The 1309-nt window shown below is 46.3% G+C and carries 1 protein-coding gene; it reads left to right on the top strand.

Features of this window, described 5'->3' with window-relative positions:
• Positions 1–723: 723 nt before the first annotated feature.
• Positions 724–1107 (top strand): hypothetical protein, encoded by a 384-nt coding sequence (locus APA10_RS11905; RefSeq protein ID WP_231111183.1) that lies wholly within the window; start codon positions 724–726, stop codon positions 1105–1107.
• Positions 1108–1309: the final 202 nt, after the last annotated feature.

Here is a 1309-nt window from a genome sequence, read left to right as displayed (position 1 = left end):
AAAACAGAATGTGGATAGCCTGCATATGAGCCATCTATATGCAGAAGAATACCTTCTTCCGTTCCCTTACAGATACTTTCTGTTTCGGTATAAGAGACACATCCGCACAGGCTGAGTGTTATCAGAATTGACAATCCGTAACGTATCACCCGTTGCATAACCTGTATCTGGCCTTCCTAATACGATCCACAGCACGCCATTGTTGCGTTGGCATCTTTGCCCCTATAACGCGCAAATATGACGTGAACCTGAATGGCCACCAGACAACGATTTCTACGTAGAAAGAAATACCTCGTCAGATCACAGGCCTGACATAGAACATGATGTGTAAAGTTATGCCTCTGAACTACTTCAGTCTGGCCAAGAACTATTCAAAGATGTTTCGTTTTTTATAATAAATCTATCACTCCAGCAGAAACTTCGGCAAACATGCAAACAGATTCAGACATTCCGCTTACGCCTTCATGTCGGACATTTGCGGATGGCTAAAAATTCGCAAAACTGGACATTGGTGAAGTTCCGATCGAACGCCGGTTCACGAAGGAAAAACAGTCTATTGTTTCATTCTTCACGTCGAAGGAAGAAGCCGCATGAGCTATTCACAAAATGCTTAGAGATAAGCCCGTGATATTGATAATTGGGTCAAGGTAGATCGGCAGCACAAGGCTGCGCGGCGCATCCGCGTGACAATTATCAAAAAAGAACACAATGGAATGATCTATTATGTCCACACTGTTAAACTGTAAAAATGACGACATTCTCGATATGTTTCCGCGTATCAAAAATCTTGGTGCTAGTTCGTTCGGCGAGGATGCGGATCTCTTTGGCGATACATTAGCAGAGGCCATTGAAGATGCGCCGCAGGGGCGTCGTCTGCCGTTCAAGTTACAAACAATCAACGAATTAAAGACTTTATTGGCTTGTAATGATGCGGAAATCGACCATGCAACTTTGATTTTGATCAGCATAAGTCCCACGGCGGATGTTGAAGAGCCACCGAACTGGGGCAGATTCCCAAGCTTGCGGGCATTCTGGTCCGCTGTCCTGCACGTTTTTGAAAACGCCCCCAAAGTGCAGGCGGGAAGAGAGATTGACCCGATTACGTAGGCGGGTCCGTTCGCCAACACCGAATACAGGAATGTCTGTTTTCATGTGTTGGCGTTCCAGACGTAGATTTTCCGCACACCTCCTTCGCACGAAATATTTCCATGGGAAGGCCCTTGAGTTCTCCTTGGTTCATCATGGAAAAGGGTAACTGATACTGAAGCGGTATCCGGCGGCTTCACAGCTGGAAGCCGCCGGCATGTTG

The organism is Acetobacter pasteurianus subsp. pasteurianus LMG 1262 = NBRC 106471 (genome assembly GCF_000285275.1).
Classification (GTDB): domain Bacteria; phylum Pseudomonadota; class Alphaproteobacteria; order Acetobacterales; family Acetobacteraceae; genus Acetobacter; species Acetobacter pasteurianus.
This window is presented reverse-complemented; position numbering and strand designations above follow the sequence as displayed.

What these genes read in the sequence shown, in the direction of transcription:
- APA10_RS11905 (WP_231111183.1), top strand. Translation starts at nt 724, where the DNA reads ATGTCCACACTGTTAAACTGTAAAAATGACGACATTCTCGATATGTTT.